Annotated in this window: 18 protein-coding genes; 13 read left to right on the plus strand and 5 right to left on the minus strand. The window is 43.1% G+C overall.

The features are described from left to right. Window positions 1-71: 71 nt before the first annotated feature. Complete coding sequence (locus DWW60_RS04230; RefSeq protein WP_117874439.1) at window positions 72-2,537, minus strand: endonuclease MutS2; 2,466 nt, start codon at window positions 2,535-2,537, stop codon at window positions 72-74. Window positions 2,538-2,893: 356 nt separating this feature from the next. Here DWW60_RS04230 and DWW60_RS04235 point away from each other — a divergent pair, with 356 nt between their 5' ends. From DWW60_RS04235 to DWW60_RS04260, 6 genes are all read left to right on the plus strand, one after another. Beyond that, the gene (locus DWW60_RS04235) at window positions 2,894-3,331 is read left to right on the plus strand and encodes a hypothetical protein (protein ID WP_022216954.1); all 438 of its coding nucleotides are present in this window, start codon (window positions 2,894-2,896) and stop codon (window positions 3,329-3,331) included. Window positions 3,332-3,470: 139 nt separating this feature from the next. After that, window positions 3,471-4,415 carry a 3'-5' exoribonuclease YhaM family protein gene (locus DWW60_RS04240; RefSeq protein WP_022216953.1) on the plus strand — a complete coding sequence of 315 codons (945 nt, stop codon included), beginning with the start codon at window positions 3,471-3,473 and terminating at the stop codon, window positions 4,413-4,415. 27 nt (window positions 4,416-4,442) lie between these two features. Beyond that, window positions 4,443-6,008 (plus strand): 23S rRNA (uracil(1939)-C(5))-methyltransferase RlmD, encoded by a 1,566-nt coding sequence (gene rlmD / locus DWW60_RS04245; RefSeq protein ID WP_243002912.1) that lies wholly within the window; start codon window positions 4,443-4,445, stop codon window positions 6,006-6,008. A gap of 279 nt (window positions 6,009-6,287) precedes the next feature. Beyond that, window positions 6,288-7,421 (plus strand): DUF4238 domain-containing protein, encoded by a 1,134-nt coding sequence (locus DWW60_RS04250; RefSeq protein WP_158565875.1) that lies wholly within the window; start codon window positions 6,288-6,290, stop codon window positions 7,419-7,421. 120 nt (window positions 7,422-7,541) lie between these two features. Further along, complete coding sequence (locus DWW60_RS04255; protein WP_117874441.1) at window positions 7,542-8,078, plus strand: hypothetical protein; 537 nt, start codon at window positions 7,542-7,544, stop codon at window positions 8,076-8,078. 14 nt (window positions 8,079-8,092) lie between these two features. Further along, the gene (locus DWW60_RS04260) at window positions 8,093-8,362 is read left to right on the plus strand and encodes a hypothetical protein (protein WP_021682055.1); all 270 of its coding nucleotides are present in this window, start codon (window positions 8,093-8,095) and stop codon (window positions 8,360-8,362) included. Between the two features lie 136 nt (window positions 8,363-8,498). Here the strand turns inward: DWW60_RS04260 and DWW60_RS13860 are convergent, their stop codons facing one another. The 4 genes from DWW60_RS13860 to DWW60_RS04270 form a co-directional block, all read right to left on the minus strand. Continuing rightward, window positions 8,499-8,726, minus strand: coding sequence for a hypothetical protein (locus DWW60_RS13860; RefSeq protein ID WP_330417736.1), 228 nt, complete (start codon window positions 8,724-8,726; stop codon window positions 8,499-8,501). A gap of 78 nt (window positions 8,727-8,804) precedes the next feature. Then, complete coding sequence (locus DWW60_RS13865) at window positions 8,805-9,386, minus strand: recombinase family protein (protein ID WP_330417737.1); 582 nt, start codon at window positions 9,384-9,386, stop codon at window positions 8,805-8,807. Then, window positions 9,387-9,551 (minus strand): hypothetical protein, encoded by a 165-nt coding sequence (locus DWW60_RS13870; RefSeq protein WP_330417738.1) that lies wholly within the window; start codon window positions 9,549-9,551, stop codon window positions 9,387-9,389. Window positions 9,552-9,567: 16 nt separating this feature from the next. After that, the gene (locus DWW60_RS04270; RefSeq protein WP_117874442.1) at window positions 9,568-10,458 is read right to left on the minus strand and encodes an ImmA/IrrE family metallo-endopeptidase; all 891 of its coding nucleotides are present in this window, start codon (window positions 10,456-10,458) and stop codon (window positions 9,568-9,570) included. A gap of 726 nt (window positions 10,459-11,184) precedes the next feature. On the opposite strand from DWW60_RS04270, the gene DWW60_RS04280 reads away from it, so the two are divergent. From DWW60_RS04280 to DWW60_RS04310, 7 genes are all read left to right on the plus strand, one after another. After that, window positions 11,185-11,406 carry a helix-turn-helix domain-containing protein gene (locus DWW60_RS04280; protein WP_117874444.1) on the plus strand — a complete coding sequence of 74 codons (222 nt, stop codon included), beginning with the start codon at window positions 11,185-11,187 and terminating at the stop codon, window positions 11,404-11,406. An 11-nt stretch (window positions 11,407-11,417) separates the two neighbouring features. Continuing rightward, the gene (gene tcmP, locus DWW60_RS04285; RefSeq protein WP_117874445.1) at window positions 11,418-12,542 is read left to right on the plus strand and encodes a three-Cys-motif partner protein TcmP; all 1,125 of its coding nucleotides are present in this window, start codon (window positions 11,418-11,420) and stop codon (window positions 12,540-12,542) included. 36 nt (window positions 12,543-12,578) lie between these two features. Further along, the gene (tcmP, locus tag DWW60_RS04290; RefSeq protein WP_117874446.1) at window positions 12,579-13,439 is read left to right on the plus strand and encodes a three-Cys-motif partner protein TcmP; all 861 of its coding nucleotides are present in this window, start codon (window positions 12,579-12,581) and stop codon (window positions 13,437-13,439) included. 18 nt (window positions 13,440-13,457) lie between these two features. After that, window positions 13,458-14,222 (plus strand): radical SAM protein, encoded by a 765-nt coding sequence (locus tag DWW60_RS04295; protein WP_243002913.1) that lies wholly within the window; start codon window positions 13,458-13,460, stop codon window positions 14,220-14,222. Window positions 14,223-14,231: 9 nt separating this feature from the next. Next, window positions 14,232-16,439 (plus strand): site-specific DNA-methyltransferase, encoded by a 2,208-nt coding sequence (locus DWW60_RS04300; RefSeq protein ID WP_117874447.1) that lies wholly within the window; start codon window positions 14,232-14,234, stop codon window positions 16,437-16,439. Window positions 16,440-16,441: 2 nt separating this feature from the next. Continuing rightward, window positions 16,442-19,321 carry a DEAD/DEAH box helicase gene (locus DWW60_RS04305; RefSeq protein ID WP_117874448.1) on the plus strand — a complete coding sequence of 960 codons (2,880 nt, stop codon included), beginning with the start codon at window positions 16,442-16,444 and terminating at the stop codon, window positions 19,319-19,321. 275 nt (window positions 19,322-19,596) lie between these two features. Continuing rightward, the gene (locus DWW60_RS04310; RefSeq protein ID WP_117874449.1) at window positions 19,597-20,631 is read left to right on the plus strand and encodes a virulence RhuM family protein; all 1,035 of its coding nucleotides are present in this window, start codon (window positions 19,597-19,599) and stop codon (window positions 20,629-20,631) included. Window positions 20,632-20,901: the final 270 nt, after the last annotated feature.

Genomic DNA, 20,901 nt, shown 5'->3' on the forward strand with positions numbered 1-20,901 from the left:
AGTAAATTTATAATAATATAGTTTGTAAAAAATCCGAAGGCGTACACCGATTTCATTGTTGAAGCATTATTTTAAAGTTCCACTATGGTGACTCCCGCATCGCCCTCTCCGAATTCTCCGAGACGGAAGGACTTGACATGTGGCTGTGATTTCAGAAATTGATGTATTCCTTTTCGGAGGGCTCCGGTGCCCTTTCCGTGGATGATGGTGACTCTGTGCAGATGAGCCATAAGGGCATCATCAAGGAATCTATCCACAAGTGATGTGGCTTCGTCGACCGTCATACCGAGTACATTTATCTCAGGCTTGATATTCATCATCCTGTTCATGCTCTTGCCACCTGTGACTGTGGCCTTCTGCGGTTTCTTCTTTTCATGCTCAACCAGCAGAAGATCAGTAGGTGGAAGAGCCGCGCTGATTATACCCATCTGGACCTTCAGCTTACCCTTGGAGTCAGCCAGTGCCATGATGGTTCCCTCGGAATCCATGCTGATAACATGTACGGTATCGCCAACCTTGAAGTCGGATGCCTTGTGATCTGACTTTACAGTCTTGCGCTTCTCCTCGTTCATCCTGCCGAGGTCGTTGATCTTCGCGCGGAGTTTCTGTCTCTCGGCCTCCATCGCCTTGGCATCGGCTTTTGCCGGGTTAGTGGTCCATTTGTTGTATTTTCTTATAGCGGCATCGGCCTCAGCCTTCGCCTCCTCTATGATCTCGGATGCCTCCTGGCGCGCCTTTGCCAGAATCTCGGCTTTCTTGTCTGAGAGCTCTGTATCCTTCATCTGTGCACGTTCCTGAAGCTGCTTTGCATCCTCCTTGAGTCTTGCAATGTCGGCTTTGTCCTGTTCAATCTCCCTCTTGCTTCTCTCAAGATCCGCGATCAGGGTCTCAAAGTCAACTGTATCGCTGTCGATATTGGCCTTGGCGCTCTCAATGATGCTATCGTCGATTCCAAGCTTCTTCGCTATGGCGAAAGCATTTGACTTTCCAGGAATACCAATCATCAGTTTATATGTCGGCTGGAGTGTTGCCACGTCAAATTCGCAGCTTGCATTCTCGACACCCGGTGTGCTCATGGCAAATGTCTTGAGCTCACTGTAGTGTGTGGTTGCCATACATCTGACACCCATGTCGTTCAGATGTGACAGGATGGCGATGGCAAGTGCTGCACCCTCTATAGGGTCCGTACCGCCGCCCAGCTCGTCGAAGAGGACCAGACTGCCGGGGGTGACATGATCCAGTATGTACACGATGTTGCTCATGTGGGATGAGAATGTGGACAGATTCTGTTCTATACTCTGCTCATCTCCGATATCGGCAAATACGTCGTCAAATACATTCAGTCTTGAACCGTCAAGTGCCGGAATATGAAGTCCGGACTGTCCCATGAGTGAGAAGAGTCCCAGAGTCTTAAGTGATACCGTCTTACCACCGGTGTTAGGACCGGTCACGATGAGGAGGTTGTAGTCCTCACCCAGTTTGATGTCCACAGGTACGACGGTGTGCTTCTCCAGCAGCGGATGTCTTCCCTGCTTTATATCGACAATCCCATCGGTGTTGAATATCGGTTCGGTTCCCTTGTAGCTTCTTGCAAATGATGCCCTTGCGAATATAAAGTCCAGTTCTGCCAGAGTGTCGAAGTCGTATTTGATATATTCTATCTCAGCCGCTGTCTGGGCGGAGAGTGATTCTAGTATCTTCTCGATCTCGGCAAGCTCCTGATTGTCCAGCTCCTTCAGCTCGTTGTTCAGGTTCACGATGGCCATAGGTTCGATGAACACTGTGGCACCGGTCGACGACTGGTCGTGTATCATACCGGGAAAATGGTTCTTGTACTCGGCTTTGACCGGTATACAGTATCTGCCATTTCTCATGGTTACCAGGTTATCCTGGAACATGGTCTGCTTGCTGGTATCGCTGACAAGCTTTGCAAGCTGGTTGTGCAGCTTTTCATTTGTCAGGCGCTTGTTCCTTCTCACTGCCTTGAGACCTGATGAAGCGTCATCGGCGAATTCGTTTTCAGAAATTATGCATCTGTGGATTTCCCTGGAGAGATGCTCCAGTGGCATGAGCTCCAGAAATCTCGTGCGCAGGCTGTCCGGGCACGTGGTGCCATCCGGGTTCATGCTCAATCCCAGCATCTTGTTGGAAGCTTTCTCTTCCTCGATCTGCTCCTGACTGCGCCTTCTCGTATCGGTCATGCTGGTGCCCTCGTTCTCGCCGTATCTCTTGGCGGTGGCTGCCAGGTCAAGCATGCTGGCCACATCAAGCAGCTCAGCGGTGGTGAGGATACCCTCGACCTCAAGTCTCTTTAGAGATGCCCCGATATCTTTAAGTCCTGCAAATGACAGATTGCCCTGGGTGTTCAGACGCCTTAAGGCATCCCTTGTCTCCTGCTGAAGAGCCTCGATCATGGCGAGATCCTTGCGGGGCTTTATGCGCTGACACTTCCTCTTCGCCATGGGTGATGAGGCAAATGTTGTCAGCATCTCAACTATTTTGTTGTATTCTATAACTCTTAATGTTCTTAGATTCATTTTCTGTGTTCCTTATTTGTTTTTAATGTCGTGTTCTATATTTTATGTATATAATATGTAGATTTTGAATCGGATAGGTACTAAACATGATAAGTGCATGAAAAGCATAATTAAATATACATAAAGTCTCTAATTCTACACATACATAATTGATTATACCCCTTATAATTATAGAGCGTCAACATATTGCAGGTGTAGAAATAGGCACATTTTCCCTGATTAATTCAGCGGCTGTGGTTGCGGGAGGAACACAAAGCTGATATTATAAAATACAGTTTGATCTGGGAAAAATAAAGCGATATATGACTTAAGACAAAGAGAGTTACGTATTACAAAAGGAAGAGGAGAAAAAGCGGATGAAAGAGTTATTGCAGTTTTTGTTGGGGATAGTATTGATGATAGCAGGCGGTGTGATGTTTCTTAAGAATGTCGTCGTGTCCGACTGGGGACTTTTAAGTTCACTGTTTCGTATAGGTGGTGGTGTGAATATTGGAGGAATCTTTATTGTCCTGCTGGTCATCGCATTTATCGCACTTCTGGTTAAGCCGAACATGGGAACAGGACTTGTGTTCACAGGACTTTGTATAGCATTCTTTGTATGCATCATAATCTCACTGAATGTTTCACTGAGATATATGTCAGGACTTGAGCTCACACTGATCCTTGGAACACTTTGCGTGGGAATAGCATTTGTCATCAAGGGGCTGTTTGGAGTGAGAAAGCTTGACAGGGAAGAATCACGGAAGAATGGGAAGGCTGCTTCAGATAAGCTTCATGAGTATGATAAGATGTGATGTGGGGGAATATAGTAATATAGGCGGTTGTGGAAATGTTCAGTAAATACTGGATTTTCATAACCGCCTATTGTATTCTTATATATGATTAAAATTAAAGCATACAATAATAATTAAACATAGAAAGAGGAAAAGAAAAATGGTATTTATAACAGATTTCAACGAAGGCGACATGATATCGAATGTCTATCTCTGCAAGAACAAGCAGACAGGAACTACAAAATCAGGAAAGACATATTACAACCTGGAGCTTGTGGATAAGACAGGAAGTATAGCCGGAAAGGTCTGGGAGCTGAGCAATGCGATAGGGCACTTTGAGTCAAAGAACTTTATCAAGGTGGATGGTCAGGTCACATCATTTAACAATGAGCTTCAGCTCAATATCAAGAAGATTCGTATTGCAGATGAGGGAGAATACTCAGAGGCTGATTATATGCCGTGTACCAAGAAAGATATAGAGCAGATGTACAAGGATCTTATGGCTCTCGTGGAATCACTCGACAAGGATTATTACAAGGTGCTTCTGAAGAAATTCTTCGCCGAGGATCCTGCATTTGTCAAGGAATTCAAGAATCATTCAGCGGCAAAATCTATACACCATGGATACATAGGAGGCCTCTTGGAGCACTCACTGGCAGTTGCCAAGATGTGCGACTACTACACTACATATTATCCGGTGCTCAACAGAGATCTGCTGATCACAGCGGCACTTCTCCACGACATTGGCAAGGTCTACGAGATCTCCAAGTTCCCTGAGAACGACTACACAGACGCAGGTCAGCTTCTGGGACACATAGTCATGGGAACGATGATGATCCGCGATAAGATCAATACCATAGACAATTTCCCTGCAAAGGCGGCAAATGAGCTGGAGCACTGCATACTGGCTCACCACGGGGAGCTTGAGTACGGCTCACCAAAGAAGCCGGCACTCATCGAGGCTCTGGCACTGTCCATGGCGGACAACACAGACGCCAAGATCCAGACATTTATCCAGGAGCTGGATGCGGCAAAGGACAACAATGGCTGGCTGGGCTTCAACAGAGCATTGCAGTCTAATATAAGGAAGACGTCGGATAATTAATAACGGCAATAGGAAGAGAGATAGTATATGTCAGATATTAGGAACAATAGGAGACCTAAGAACAATAGACGAGTAAATGGTGAGCAGAGAAAAAATACCGGGGAGGCAGTGAATAATGCCAGTTCAGTTGTTAGAACATCTGGAACAGATGAATCGAATGTTGGCTCGTGCGTAAAAACATCGATCCGGAATATGGCGAATGTTGATAAGGTCACACTTGTCAAAAATGAGAACTACCAGGTACTCATCGAGGACATGGGCAATGATGGAGAGGGCATTGGACATGTTCAGGGCATGACTGTATTTGTCAAGGATGCCGTGGTGGGCGATCTGGCGGAGGTGAAGATCGTCAAGGTGAAGAAGAACATAGCCTATGGAAGACTGATGAAGCTCATCACACCATCTCCATACCGTGTGGAGCCGGTGTGCGACAAAGCGAAGAGGTGCGGCGGATGCACCATGCAGCAGGTTTCCTATGAGCAGCAGCTCGAATACAAGTGGAACAAGGTGAAGAACTGTCTGCAGAGGATCGGCAAGATGGAGAACGTGGAAGCCATTATGGAAAAGCCAGCCTACGGCATGGATGATCCATTCCACTACAGGAATAAGGCACAGTTTCCGGTCGGAAGAGACAAGAACGGCAATGTGGTCATCGGATTCTACGCAGGAAGAAGCCACGACATCATAGACACAGAGAGCTGTGCCATCGGTGCGCCAGTGAATGACCAGATAGTTGCTATCGTCAGAAGCTTCATTGAGGACAATCACATATCGATCTACGATGAGGAGACTGGAAGAGGTCTGGTCAGACATATCCTTATCAGAGTTGGATTTACCACCAAAGAGATCATGGTATGTCTGGTGACAAATGGCAACAAGCTTCCGCACAGTGAGATTTTGATAGATGAACTGGTTAAGATAGACGGCATGACATCCATTTGCCTGAACGTCAACATGGAGAATACGAACCGTATACTCGGTGATAAGTGCATAACCCTCTGGGGACAGTCATACATCACGGACTATATCGGCGACATCAAATACCAGATATCTCCATTGTCTTTCTATCAGGTAAATCCTGTCCAGACAAATGTCCTGTACAACAAGGCTTTGGAGTATGCGGACCTGTCAGGCGACGAGACCGTGAGGGACATGTACTGCGGAATAGGAACCATATCATTGTTCCTCGCACAGAAGGCAAAGAAGGTATACGGAGGGGAGATAGTTCCACAGGCTATAGATGAGGCAAGACACAACTCCGAGATCAACGGGATCACAAATGCCGAGTTCTTCGTCGGCAAGGCAGAGGAAGTCGTTCCCGATATATATAAGAAGGGCGGCGATGGCTCACACGCGGATGTCGTGGTCGTTGACCCACCACGAAAGGGCTGTGATCAGGTTCTTCTGGATACTCTGGTCCACATGGCACCGGAGCGTATCGTTTATGTGAGCTGTGACCCGGCAACCCTGGCGAGAGATGTGAAGATACTTCAGGAGAAGGGGTATGAGGCGAAGAAGGTGGCGGTCGTGGATCAGTTTTGTCATAGTGGGCATGTGGAGACGGTCTGTTTGCTGTCAAGAAAAGATAAATAAAGGCTGAAAAGCGGCGTATTTCAGGGCTTTTTCGGAAGTTAGGAATAGAAGCCTAACTCCTGAAAAGGCTCGGTTATTTTATATGGAAACATATCTACTGCGAAAATGTGTGTCAGGTTGTGACCTCGGATTAGATAACGCAAATTGAGTGAGTGGATTAGATGTCAGGGATTTTGGGCTGATTTTTGAAAAACGGAAAGGGTTGACAACCAATCTGGCAACTCGATACTAATAGCATTTTCGGACAGTGGAATGGATGTTGGGAAGGAGGAGGTTAGAATGCCGACCAAAAAGCAACACTTTGTTCCACGTGTTTATATGAAGGCATGGGAAACACAAGTTGAAACCATTAAAGAGCCCGATAAAAAATTCAATGGAATTTATGTAATAAAGGATGGAAGTATTGGGGATGGCGCAAACAGAAATTCCGTTCTTTGGAAGCCTCATTTATATACCATAAATTTTAAGTATTCATTTATTTGCAATTCATGTGCAAAGGTGAAATCGCAATATGTTGATTTGATTTATGATTTGCTTAAGACGGGATTTAAACAGCCTGTTTATGGGAAATTAGGATATAGCATCATCAAAACAAAAAAGAGCATAAATAAGCATTTCTTCGAAATACATGATTGGGACTTTTATTATTACGATGGAAATGTAGCAAAGAAAGCTGCTATATTGAGTCAAATAGATGCACTTAACTGTTATATTTTAGAAGATTCATTTGATGATTACTTAGAAAAAAACTGGGAAAATATCATGAATTCATTCGTAAGTGGTGTTCATAATGGTCACCCAATTGGACTTGAAAGAAGTGAAAGAATCATATCTGAAGACATCGCAAGGAATATGCTGGCGTCGTTTTTCATTATGCTTTGTAGAAATCCAAAATTTGACGCTATGGGTGTTTATACAAAAATTAAAGAGAAATTATTGTATCCTGTTTTTGAGTCAATGTGTAAAGCTGAGGAAGCAGAAACACTAGATGTAGGGAAAAGCGAAGGAAAAGAGTATGTAGATGAGTTAATGACCGGAATATGGTATTCTGAATTATATAAAATGTTTTTTAAGAACAAAGGTGGCTTTTATCATAATGCTGTACAACTTGCTTTAAGTGGTTGTCAGATGATTCTTTTTGAAACCTACGATAATGCAGGACAATTTATTACGTCTGATAATCCAGCGTTTGAGCATAAATCTACTGTTGTCGAAAGAAATAATGGAAGTGGTCTTATATTTCCGATATCTCCTAAATATCTAGTTTTTGTCGCTAATGGAGATGAAGGAATTAATGTTGTTGACCATAGATTTGCAGATACAGATACTGTTAAGTATTTTAATAGAATAATAAATGCACACAAGACAGAGATAATAATATCTTCATCGAAAAGCTTAATGGATATGATTTGATTCGCGAAATTTACAAGGCCTATTATAGAAAACCAAAGGAGGTATTTTATGGCAATAGCGCAAGATGCATATTTCATTCCTGATGATATAGCAACAGGAATATATTGAAGAATCGGTAGTGTGGTAAGGTGGGCAACTGGTCCTAATAAGGGACAAATAGTAAAGCACCTTAAGCCAATTGACCTACCAGCAGCAGAGCAGGTTCAGGGTGTTGGTGCTAAAGCATTACAGTTTGTAAAACAGCATAAAAAAGGAGCAATAATTGTTGTGGCGAGTGCAGTAGCTGTTGGCGCTGGTGCTTGGGTTTGCAATAAAGTAAAAAACCATGAACCAAAGGTTGTAACAGAATTCAGAGCTAGCCTGAAAAGCTATATTGATGCAATTCGCAAGGGGGAGATGGATATTGATAAGATTAATAATCTAATGAGCTCTTTGGAAGCGTTGAAAGCTGACAAAAATTATTCAAAAATCAGTATCCAGCTTACATCAGAAGAACTTGATGTTTTAGTAGGACGAATTTATGAATATACCCTGAAGCTGGCAAGTGATAATGAAATAGAAATAGCCTCAGACAACTTAGAAGAAGAAAAAGATGTTATCAAGAATCTGCAATCTTATCTTAAGGTACAGAGACGTATATTTGCTGAAGCTGCATAGAATGGAGGATAAATATGGGCTTTTTCGGGAATTTATTTAAAAGTGAATTTGAAAAATGGGTTGAAGGAGCTTCTCATGAGGAGTTATCAGAGGCTTATGAAGAAGAAAGACAGGATTGGATTAAGAACGGATTCAATGGTGGAACCGGTGAAAAAACTCCTAAAATGAATCGTCTTAATAAAGAAATAAGTAAACGTGTAGCTGAAGAATGGGAAAATGACCCACGAAGAAATAAAGACCCAAACTTCCGTTGGACAGATGCTAATCGTTGGGATAAGGATTAAAATGATAAAGACTCCCCATCACCGGATGTATTCCAGTGGTGAGGAGCCTTTTTGAGTCTAAGGGACATTATCCTTCTATGTCAATTTTTAGTCCGGACTTGAGCTCCACCGTGAAGTGGTCTTCCCAGACGGTAATTTACTTGAGCCAGCGTTTTACCAAGGTTGCATCGAAGGATTCAAGGTTGGTACGCTGCTTCTTAATGTAATCCTGCAGGTCATTAATTCTTGCAATCTGCGCGTCTCTGGTAGCGGTGTCAACGGTGCATTTTTCACGCAGCTCTCGAAGTTTGAAAATCTGGTCAGCAATTTCATCGTAGGCTCCTTTGTTGTTAGTTTTTTTGAGAAGCTCTTTTTGAAGTTCCATCAGCTGCTCGTCAATGCCATCAGCGGTGCTCTTTTGAGTTTCTCTGATGACTTTAGCAATGTTCTGTTGTAGCTGCGCCTAATAGGTCGATTTATCACCAAGGAGCGTGTTGATAGACTGAACTACCACATTCTCCAATACCGGCTCATTGACGGTTCTTGCGTGGCATTCCTGTCCGGTAGGTTCCAGTCTACTGATGCAGCGCCAGACGATAGATTTGCATCCGCGATTGTTCCAGTGAATTCTGCGGAACATTTCGCCACATTCGCCGCAAATGACAATCTGTGCAAAGCAGTGGTTGCAGCTGTAGGAGCGCTTTTTGCCATTGGCGCTTGTCTTGACCACTCGCCTGCGTACCAGCTCTTCCTGCACCCGCAAGAAAATGTCCTTCGGAATAATTGCTTCGTGGTTGCCCTCCACATAGTATTGCGGAACAATGCCGTTGTTCTTGACTCTGGTCTTGTTCAGGAAGTCGGTGGTATAAGTTTTCTGAAGCAGGGCATCGCCGATGTATTTCTCGTTTCGGAGGATTTTGTTAATGGTGCTGGTCCACCATTTTGTTTTGCCAGCGCCGGTGAGGATGCCGTCTGCTTCCAGACCTTTTGCAATCCGATCCATAGAGTAGCCCTCCAGGTATTCCCGGTAGATGCGCTTTACCACCTATGCCTGTTCCGGATCGATGATGAGATTCCCATATGCATCCTTGGTGTAACCGAGGAAGAGATTGTGATTTACCTGTACCTGGCCATTCTGGTAGCGAAACTGGAGTCCCAGCTTCACATTCTGGCTGAGGGATTGTGATTCCTGCTGCGCAAGGGAAGCCATAATCGTAATCAGGACCTCACCCTTGGCATGAGAAGTGTTTTTCTGCCTTATCTGCTCGCAGGGATTGCCATGTAAATTGCAGGGTACATTCATTTAGATTTGCCCATGCATAATCAGTAAGTGCTGTTTTTCCCTCAGAGTTACGCTCGATGTACTGTTCGTCATTAATAACGAAGTATCCGTTCACGTACCGGAAGCGGCCAGAATCAACAAGGTTGCGGAATTCGCTACTATTGCGATATGCACAAAATGCATCACGCTGGTCTATGTACCCGTGGTATGGGGACTTTTCACTATTTTGGTAGATGATAGCAGCGTCTTTGTAACCGGTTTCCATCATACGGATTAATACTGATTGACGGGATACACCATAGAATTCGCGAAGATCTTCGGAAACAGAAGTAAGAATAGCTGGTTTCATAGGACTATTTTTATAATCGTATGCCTGCAGAAGCTCATCTACTTTCATTCGGAAAGTATGATACGGCATAAGAATGCGCGGAGCCATATTATTTGCCTGCCACTCTATACGTTGGATATCAGACCACTCTTCATCCTTTTGACGATATGCCATATTGGAAGGGCAGCGGCATGCGATGGAGTTCTGTCCATAGAGAACGTGTTTTATAGCTGCATACATACGATGCTTATACCAATGATAGACTTCATGGGCGATTGTATTTTTTACGCATCCAAGATTCCGCTCCCAGAAGGTGTAGGCATCTACCAAAATGGTGCCACGCTTTACATCAATTGTTGTTGCTGAAACCTTAAAAAGATCATAGACGGTTGTCGTTCCAGCAGTAAAGTATATTTCTCCAAAAACACTGAAATCATCCGTGATCCGATTGCCTTGAATAATTTCAAGTCCCATATCTTTTGCAATATCAGCAATAGGGACAGCCATTGGTTTTTCCAATGCTTCAGGGAAATATTGCTGAAGAAAAGTTGTAGCTTCATCCTCCAGATCCTTTTGCGTAAGAGCGGAACTATATTTTTTGAGAAGATATGACCATCCGTTTTGTGAGGTTGATCAGAGGTGTACCCAGAGATATTCATAACAGTAACAGATTTGAGTTTATCGGTTACGACCGCAACACAGGAAAGAACAAGCCATTGACTTATTTCATGCGATGCTGTGCCTTTGTATGTATCTTCAGTCAGGTTAATTGTGCAACTTACGACCACATCAAACAGAAGGCTGTCTTCATCTATTCGGATATTCTTTGCATATTCGAGGATCATGTCTTCAAGCATGGCGGAATCTGGATTCTGAATTCTGGAGTAAGATAAATTCAGGGCATAAGGATGCTCTGCAATGTATGTATAAGCTGCCTCCCACATAGGGCTGTAGCACACAGTATATATAAATTGCTCGATCTCGTTGCTAAATGTTCCCACGGATAGCAGACTCCCTTTCTTGAACACGAAATTTAATGATACGGAAACAGTATAATACAAATCCACGTTTAAAAATTCACTTTACGGATACAAATCCACTGGCCTTTCAATAGAAACAAAAGAAAATTCTTGTGTTTATGAAGAATTACTCTTGATTCTATTAGGTTTTTCTGCTATCTTGTAAAAGCACAATGGCGAAAATCACGTTTTTGAAAATCGAGAGGTGACTACCGTGGAAGTTAGTTATAAAAAATTGTGGAAAATATTGATTGATAAAGACATGAAGAAGAAAGACTTACAGGCAGCTGCCGGGATTAGCTGGGCTTCGGTAACCAAGCTCTCGAAGGGAGAGACAGTAAGCATGGAAGTTTTAATGAAAGTGTGTAAAACGTTGAATTGTGATATAGGCGACATCATGGAACTAATCCCCACAGAAGAAAATGAAACGACTTGAGGAGTGATACGATGTCTAGCAGAAAAAAGAGCGTAATCAGTAAGGCAAGTCCTCATACTATTAAGAAATTTGAGTTAATTGAGGAATATATAAAATCGTGGGCCCAGAAGTTACTGCTGACTGAGTCTTGCAATGGATTGATTTTTATAGACTGTATGTGCAATAGCGGTGTATATACCGATGATACCGGACAATTAGTGAAAGGTACAGCAGTACGCGTTTCAGAAGCACTTAGAGAAGTGGCAAGGACTTATACGCAGAAAAATATACACATTTACTTGAATGATAAAGATAAAGCACGAGTAGCTGAGTTGGAAAAGCATCTTCCGCAGGATGAATGCAATTTTAAGATTGTAACATCCTGCAGTGATGCACACGAGCTACTCCGAACTATCGGGCCACAATTATATGGAACCGGACACCTACATTATTTTCTGCTCTACGATCCGTATGATGCGACTATTGACTGGAAAGTACTTTTGCCTTTTTTTCGTAACTGGGGTGAAGTTATGATTAATCACATGGTTTCAGATCCAGTGCGAGCAATCACAAGTGCCAAGAAAAAGACGACAAAAGCAAAGTATGAGAATACATATTTGGAGGATTTTGAAAAACTGGTGCCATATGGAAGCGATAAGACAGCATATGAGACCAGAGTGGAAGAAATTATAAATTCGCTAAAAGGAACTCGCAGATATTACGTATCGGCATTTCCTTTCTACAATACACAGAACTCACTTGTATACAATTTGATTCATTGCACAAGCAACAAAGAGGGGTTCAAACTTTATAAGAAGAGTGCATGGAAAGTATTTGGTGCACAGTCCTCTACTAAGCATTCACCCGAGAATAGACAGTTGTCGTTTGACTTTTTCGGTGAGATTGTTGAAGAGGAAGATGAAAGCTGTCTGCATGTTATTGATATAGCAAAATATCTGCAACGCAATTTTAGAGGCCGAAAACAGGTACCTCTGGATGAAATATGGGAACTACTGAATAACCACCCGATTTTCCCATCAGAAGGATTCCGTAATGAGGTAAAGAGCGATCTTACTTGGTTTTTTGACGCAAAGGTTGAACAGATTGTAAATCCTGCTACGAAAAAAAAGGAAACAGTAATCTCTTTTTCTTTGTGAAATTGAGTTTCAAATGGATGGGGGTGATTGGAATTTATGGCGACGTTACAGAAATTTGGCGGCAATTGGACTGAAGAAAAGCTAAACATCTTTACCAGTTATCTGGATTCATACTTGATTGCACTGCAAAACCAGAAATTTAAGAAGATTTACATAGACGCCTTTGCTGGAACTGGTGAGATAGAGACCAGCGATGGTGGGCAGTATCTTGTGGGTTCTGCTAAGCGTGCACTGGCGTCAGAGAAAAAGTTTGATCACTACTATTTCATAGAAGCCGATCCTCAAAAAGCAGGAGAACTTCAGGATATGATAAACACCGAATTCCCGCAGATGAGGCAAATTGTTACGATTTACTGTGGCGATGCGAACGATAAGCTTGCTGAGATTATTAGTAGCGTAGATTGGAGATATAACAGAGGATTGCTGTTCTTAGATCCATACGCGACACAAGTAAATTGGGCTACACTTGAAAATGTAGCAAAGACGAAATCAATAGATGTATGGTATCTATTTCCATTCTCTGTACTTGAACGTATGTTACCGAAAAACGGAAAGTACGATAAATGGGAGGAGTGCATAGATCGATTGCTTGGAGATACCGGATGGCGAGAGGAATTCTATAAGAAAGATCCCCAGATGACGCTTTTTGATTTATTTCCAGAGCCCGGGCAGAGCGACGAAGAGCGAATGGTAAAGGATGCAAATCCGGAACACATAAAGGATTACATTCTCTCCCGGCTTAGGACGATTTTTCCATGTGTGTCAAAGCATGCACGGATTTTCAGGAATAGTCGGAGGTCGCCGATGTTCCTATTCTGTTTTGCCATTGCGAGCGAGAGCTCAAAAGCGCAAGGACTTGCGCTGCGGATGGCAGACTATATATTAAAGAACAAGTAGGCGGAGGATGAAAGCAACTTGAAGACAATAAAACGAAAATCCATGCTTTATCAAACGGGGGTGGAGTATGGTGACTATACAATGAATCACGTGCAGGGGTGTGCACATGGGTGCAAATATCCATGTTACGCATTCTTGATGAAGAAACGATTCGGGCAAATTAAGAATTACGAGAGTTGGCTTGAGCCGGTGCTTGTATCAAATACGCTGGAATTGCTGGATAAAGAGATACCGAGGCTCAGAGACAAGATTCAATCTGTGCAGCTTTGTTTTACTACAGATCCGTTCATGGAAGGATATCCAGAGGTGTCTAGGATGAGCATTGCGGCTATCCGAAAGCTAAACGAAGCCGGAATCAAATGCATTACACTGACGAAGGGATTGCTACCTATTGAATTGGCAGAACTTTCTACAGGAAACGAATACGGGATTACGTTGATCACTCTGGACGAAGCCTATCGGAAACAGATGGAACCTGGGGCAGCTCCTTGTTCAGACAGACTGGCAGCATTGAAGGTACTTCATGAGACTGGTTGTAAAACATGGGTAAGCATAGAACCGTATCCGACACCGAATATGATTGAGCAGGATCTGCATGAACTGCTTGAGGCAGTATCTTTTACAGATCGGATCATTTTCGGAAGAACGAACTACAGTAAGGCGGCAAATTCCTACAAAGAACATAAGCATTTTTACAATAAGTGTGCGGCAGAAGTGGTTTCATTCTGCCGGGAACATGGCATTGATTGTTATATTAAGGAAAAAACAATAACGGAAGAATGAGGTGGCTTTATGGCTTTATTACAAGACCTGATCCAGCAGATTGACGATCCCGCGCTTAAGGAGAGACTTCTGCAGGAGACAAATAAATTACTGAAGCAGAAGAAGTTCGGATTGGTATTTGAAGAGCATCTGCCAGAATGCACGCCGCTTTATGATGTGCCGATTCGTATCGGTGCCAAGGTTGCTTTGAAAACTGGTTATGTCAGCGATATTTATACTGTTCTGAATATTAATGGTGATGAGGTTCAGTGCGACCGCAGGGAAACACATGAGCATAAAGCATTTAAGTTGGATGAATTAGTGACAGTGGCTGAGTTTGGAGAAGCAATTTATCCGACACTTAAGCCACTGGATAGTGTGGAGAATGCTCCAGACAGTGGCCTTTGGCATACGCTGATTGAGGCAGACAATTACCATGCCCTACAGCTTTTGGAGTATCTCTACGCAGAAAAGGTGGACTGCATATATATTGATCCGCCATACAATACCGGCGCAAAGGACTGGAAATATAATAACGATTATGTGGATAGTTCTGACGCTTATCGCCATAGCAAATGGCTCTCCATGATGGAGAAGCGTCTGAAGCTCGCAAAGAAACTGTTGAATCCACAAGACTCTGTATTACTCGTCACTATTGATGAGAAGGAGTATTTGCATCTTGGGTGCTTGCTCGAAGAAATGTTCCCTGATGCACGTATTCAGATGATATCAACTCTTACAAATTCGAGAGGTGTGGCACGAGATAATGGCTTTGCACGTGTCGATGAATACATTTTTGTTATTCAGTTTGGAAGTTCAAAGGTTAATAGACTGCCTCTAAGCGATGAGTGGCGTGTAAATGTCAATGAAAACGATACAAGGGTTACACACCTTCGCTGGTCTATGCTGATAAGATCTGGATCAAATTATTTGCGAAAAGATAGCGTAAATCAGTTCTATCCCATTTTTGTTTTTAATGACGGGAAGAAGATTCATTCCGTCGGAGAACCTTATTATGGAACGAACCGTGAGGAGGTTGTAGCGCCAGAAGGAACCTTTGCAGTATGGCCTCTTCGCAGAGACGGAGAAGAAGGAAACTGGCAGATTGCAAATACTAATTTGCGTGAGCTAATTAAGCAAGGTTTTGTAATGCTCGGAAAGAAGAAGGATAACAGCATTCCGGTCTATTATCTAAAAAAAGGTGAAATTGCTAAAGTAACGTCAGGGGTTTATGAGATTACAGGATATCGCGAAGATGGCTCTATTATTTCAGATACCGAAGTGCGCTCTCTTGTTACGGGAACACAGTGGCGGATTGGGTCACACGATGCAAGTACTGGCGGGACAAACCTTCTTAAATCGTTCTTTGGAACAAGTAGATTCACATTCCCAAAGTCGATATATGCAGTTCATGATACTATTCGTTTCTTCTTGGCAAATAAACCGAACGCTCTTGTTGTTGACTTTTTCGCGGGATCTGGAACGACGCTTCATGCTGTCAATTTGCTTAATGCGGTTGATGATGGAAATAGAAGATGCATTTTAGTCACAAACAACGAAGTCTCAGTAGATGAGGCAAAAGAGCTGACACAGAAGGGACTGAAGCCCGGTGATCCCCAGTGGGATTCCCTTGGAATTGCTCGGCATGTGACATGGCCTCGTACTGTGGCCAGCATGACAGGCCGAGATATCGAGGGAAAACCTTTAGAGGGTTACTATGGATTTGAGAGTGACTGCTATGAAGTAGATGAATCCATAGCTGTTGTATCGAAAACCACAGGGAAGCCGACAAAGGCAACTGTTTATCGTAAAGGTAAAAGGCAGATGTATCCAGAACTTTGTGAGATAAAAATGGCTGATGGATTTAAGGCAAACGCAGCCTTCTTCAAATTGAGCTTCCTCGACAAGACTTCCGTAGCTCTTGGCAGACAGTTCAGAGAGCTCCTTCCGGTGCTCTGGATGAAGGGCGGAGCTGTTGGCAAGTGTCCGGCTCTTGAAAACGATGATCTTCCGAACATGCTAATTTTGCCACAGAACAAGATGGGTGTTTTGGTAGATGAAATATATTATTCCGAGTTCGATGCGGAGTTAAGTCAGCATCCGGAAATCCAGACAGTTTTCATTGTGACGGATTCAGAAACAGCATACCGGTCGATGATCCGTACTTATGATGGCAAAAACTGCTATCAACTTTATAGGGACTATCTGGATAATTTCAGAATCAATACGGGGAGGTAAGCATGAAAGTAGAATTATTCCCATTTCAGAAAAGAGCGCTTGTTGATATCCGCATGAAGATGGCGGAGGCAATGGGCAGCTATCATAGAACACATGCGCCACAGGTGGTTTCTTTCACTGCACCGACCGGAGCTGGAAAGACCATCATCATGTCTGCGATGATTGAGTCTATTCTTTTCGGTGATGAACAATATATGGAGCAGCCGGATGCAATCATCGTTTGGCTTTCAGACTCTCCACAGTTGAATGAGCAGTCTAAGATGAAGATAGATTCTAAGGCTGATAAAATCCGTCTTTCACAGTGTGTAACGGTGGCAGAGGACTCTTTTGACAAAGAGAACTTCGATGACGGACATATTTATTTCTTAAATACGCAAAAGCTCTCTGTTACATCGAAGCTAACGAAAAATGGAGATGGCAGGACTTATACAATTTGGCAGACGATTGCAAATACTGTTCGGGAGAAGAGCGACAGGCTGTACTTTATTATCGATGAAGCGCACAGAGGTATGCAGGGACGTGAGGCCAGTAAGGCCACCACGATCATGCAGAAGTTCATTAAGGGTAGTGATGAGGACGGAATTCCGCCCATGCCTGTTGTCATAGGCATGTCTGCTACTACACAGAGGTTCAATACACTGGTCGAAGGCACATCCTCTACAATTCACAAGTCTATCGTGACGGCGGATGAGGTGCGAGCTTCTGGGCTTTTGAAGGATAGAATCATTATCACCTATCCGGAGGAAGGCACAGTCAATAATGATATGGCCATTTTGCAAGCCGCTGCAGATGATTGGAAAGAAAAGTGGGAGCATTGGACGCAGTATTGCTTTGAACAGCATTACGCCTATGTGAATCCAATCTTAATCATTCAGGTTTTAAATGGAACCGGTGATGCTTTGACGGATACCAATCTGGACGACTGTATTGCAAAGATCGAGGAACGTACCGGCTTTAAGCTGGAAAGTGGACAGGTAGTTCATACCTTCGGTGGCACGACGGCCACATTAACTGCTAATGGACTCGATGTGTGTTATGAGGAACCATCCAATATTGCTGAGGATAGAAATATCCGCGTGGTATTCTTCAAAGAGAATCTTTCTACTGGATGGGATTGCCCGCGAGCAGAGACCATGATGTCCTTTAAACACGCTAATGATGCTACATACATTGCGCAGCTTCTCGGCCGAATGGTAAGAACCCCGATGCAGATGCATATTCAGGTGGATGATGTTTTGAACGACGTGCATCTCTATTTGCCGTACTTCAATGAGAATACTGTCAAAGACGTTGTGGAAGCCTTGCAGAGCACAGAAGGTGGAGACATTCCGACCGATATTTATGGTGAGTCTTTGTCCGGAAAGAAATTTGAAACGCTGACTGTTAGACCAAAGAAGAAAAAGGAAGAGCAGCAGATGCCGGGACAGCTGACTCTATTTGAGGTGTTCTCTGGGCAGAGCGCAGACAAACAGCAGTCGGCTGGACCAATAGAGTCAGCTAGCGATATGATTCCGATACAAATGCCTCAAGCCACTGATAGACAAGCGCAGCAAGCAGAAACGGCGGAACAGAGCCAGACTCAGTCGAGCACAAATACAAAAGCTTCTGTTCAGTCTGCACCAGTCACACCACAGTCTTCTGGTTTGGAAACGTCATCCGAAACTGGCACTGTGGAAAGTTATCAGGCAAAACAGGCAGAAACGCCTGAAGAGGAAGATCTGTTTGACCGTGAAGAAGTTATGAAATTTATTAATGATGCTGGTCTGCTTTCTTATAATGTTAGAGCACTTCGGATCAATAACTACCTGAAATCTTTGTACAGGATGGCCCACCTTCTTACAATGTCCAGATTGCATCGTGAGGCGATCCGGGAGGTTCAGGATGAGATTGTTGAGATGATCCACAGCTATGTGGAAGGCCTCAAGGCAGATGGAAAATATGATGATCTTGTTCAGCAGGTCAAGCAGTTCAAGTTGGCAACTCAGATTTTCGATGCTTTTGGAGAAACCGTGGATAATTATTCAGTGCATGATTTGTTCACAACGACAGATACTGATATTGAACGGCAATTCCAGATTGCCGACGTTAAGCTGGGGCGAGAAGGTATCGGTATGGCCTATGGAAACAAGTACATGGATTTGCCTGATCTGACATCATTTAAAGTCGATGTTATCCTTTTCATAGCAGATGAAGAGTGTATGAATCGATTGCATTCCTATGCGGAGGCACGCTTTCATGGACTGAATGACGATTATCGTAGATATATTGCAACTATAGACTCAGAGAAAATCCGTAAAGAGTATGACAGCATTGTTTCTGATGGCGATCCAGTGAGTAAGCACAATTTCCGTTTGCCGGAGACAATTCAGGTACCACATGAATTGGGAGGAAAAGAATACAGGGATCATCTCTTCGTCAGTGATATAACCGGTGTTGCAACTATGAAGTTGAATACATGGGAAGCCGGGGTTATTGAAGAGGAAGAAAAACGAGGGGATTTTGTATGCTGGATTCGTAATCCTTCTAGAGGATCGTGGGGGCTTTGTATCCCTTATGAAATTAATGGTGAAATAAAGCCGACTTATCCAGATTTTATAGTAGTAAGAAAAGACAGTGTACAAGGTTATGTTGTTGATATTCTTGAACCACACAATCCTGATTTCAAGGATAATCTTGGAAAAGCAAAGGGATTTGCAGAGTATGCAAAGCAGAATCCGGGGGTGGGAAAAATTCAGCTTATTCGTATGAGCAAAGATGCTGCTGGAAACCCAAAGTTCAAGAGATTAGATATGTCTAAGACGGCCATCCGCGATAAAGTTATTCATGCAATAAATACGGATGAACTTGACCATATCTTTGACACCGATGGAGTTATTGAGTAAAGGAGAAATTTCATTATGACAAGTGAGTTGCAGCCATTGTTGCAGCTCTTACACAATAGATTATTCCAGATACTGGACTATCAGTGTGGTTAGGCATGGTTGCAACAGTTGGCAAATATTTAGGGTGGCCTTGTAAATCTTTAGTCTGATCAGTAATATTCATTAAAACGACGATGATTATGATGTGTTTGTGGCCTTCGAAGCCATTTGCATGACCTATGTAGTTATAAGAAAAAGTGTTGAATCTAGTGATTTGAAGAAGGGAGGCATTCTATTTGGCAAAGAAAAAAGATGAAATAACCATCCGTTCCAGCGCGGCAGAATACTTGACCTATGTTGCCTCAGTTGGCGATCAGCAGGACAGTATTGAGATGCGCTATGAGGATGAGAATATATGGCTGACACAGAAGATGATGGCAACATTGTACGATGTCGGCACTAACACTATAAATTATCATATTAAGAAAATCTTTGAGGACAGTGAGTTACAAGAGGATTCAGTTATTCGAAAAATTCGAATAACTGCCGCCGACGGAAAAAGCTACAGCACAAATCATTATTCCTTAGAGATGATCATTGCAGTAGGATTTAAGGTAAATTCTGAGCGTGCGGTGCAGTTCCGTAAATGGGTCAATCAAATTGCAAAGGACTATACCATCAAAGGCTGGGTTATGGATGACGAGCGTCTCAAACGCGGAACATATCTGACAGAAAAGTATTTTGATGAGCAGTTAGAACGAATTCGTGAAATTCGAGCAAGCGAAAGAAAGTTTTATCAGAAAATAACTGACCTGTATGCCACAGCCATTGATTACGATAAGAATTCTGCAACTACCAGGAGATTTTACGCAACAGTTCAGAATAAAATGCATTACGCAGTTCATGGTCATACGGCAGCTGAACTGATTGTAGAAAGAGCTGACCATACAAGAGAGCATATGGGATTAACTACTTGGGCAGATGCTCCTGATGGAAAGATTAAGAAAAGTGATGTCACGATTGCGAAGAATTATCTGAGTCAGGATGAAATGAAGCAGCTGAATCGTATGGTTACGGCATACCTGGATTTTGCGGAAAACATGACATTACGGCACATTCCGCTTACGATGCAGGATTGGGAAAAAAGGCTCAATAGCTTCATTGAAATGTTTGATTACGGTATTTTACAGGATGCAGGCAAGGTGACAGCGGAAATTGCAAAGCTTCATGCTGAGACAGAATTTGAAAAATACCGCGTGATCCAGGACAGATTATTCATGTCCGACTTTGATAGGTATATGCTGGAGTTGGAAGAAAGCGCAAAGAAATAGGGACAATATTTCAGGTCGAGACGGTGAAATCCGGCAACTCAACCTTGTCGAGTGTATGGGCTCATCTGAGATAATCACCGGCATGTTATGAGGATATAAGTCGACCTTCACTGTCTCAACTGTCGAGACAGTGGCAGGGAGCAGCAGTGTAAAATTGCCTTGCATTATATAGGTAGCAAAGGCTTTATACAGACTTGTTCCCATAGACTTCGATGGTTAAGACCTTGATATAAAATGTACCCTATAGATTAGACAGTATGAGTTTTTAAA

Origin of the sequence: Coprococcus sp. AF16-22, assembly GCF_003461545.1 — a bacterium.
Taxonomy (GTDB): domain Bacteria; phylum Bacillota; class Clostridia; order Lachnospirales; family Lachnospiraceae; genus Coprococcus; species Coprococcus aceti.